General features: G+C 68.8%; 1 protein-coding gene and 1 pseudogene. Both read left to right on the top strand.

Features of this window, described 5'->3' with window-relative positions; translation table 11 throughout:
• A pseudogene (locus tag D455_RS0127795) lies at positions 1–243 on the top strand (spore-associated protein A); the annotation flags it as partial.
• 59 nt (positions 244–302) lie between these two features.
• A partial coding sequence (locus D455_RS0127790; RefSeq protein ID WP_017573925.1) for a hypothetical protein occupies positions 303–654 on the top strand: 352 nt, incomplete at its 3' end.

Here is a 654-nt window from a genome sequence, read left to right as displayed (position 1 = left end):
ACCTACAACAACTCCAACGGCTACAACTGCGCGGTGACCGTCCGGGCCAACCCGGGTACGGCCGTCGAGATGGTGGTCAGCCTCAAGCGCACCAACGACCCCGCCAGCGAGGCCAAGCTCGACAGCGGCTACTACACGACCTACGCCGGACCGGTCTACCTGCACGCGGCCGGTCAGTGCGTGGACTGGTACGGCTACATCGACGGCGTCAACGAGCACCGCAACGGCACCAACTGCGGCTGACCCCGCCCCTCCCCCTCGCGCCGCGACGGGCGGCGCACCGACGCACGACGGGAAGCATCATGAGGAACCTCCTGAGGAAGGCCGCCACCCTCGCCGCGGCCACCGGAATCGCCGCCGCGGGTCTGATGGGCACCGCGGCCCCGGCCTTCGCCGCCAGCTACAACGGGGCGTGCGGGTCCGGCTACGGAGTCGTGAACAAGATCGAACTCCCCGACAACCGCGGGACGACCTTCCTGACCTACAACAACTCCAACGGCTACAACTGCGTGGTCACCGTGCGCACGAACCCGGGTGCCACCACGCTGATGGAGGCGTTCATCCGGACCTCCGGCTCGTCGTCGTGGAAGAAGGACCGGGGCGACTACACGACCTACGCCGGGCCGGTCTACCTGCACGCGGCGGGCCAGTGCG

The organism is Nocardiopsis halotolerans DSM 44410, from assembly GCF_000341065.1.
GTDB lineage: Bacteria > Actinomycetota > Actinomycetes > Streptosporangiales > Streptosporangiaceae > Nocardiopsis > Nocardiopsis halotolerans.
The sequence above is the reverse complement of the archived record's forward strand: the minus strand, read 5'-3'. Positions and strand labels throughout refer to the sequence as shown.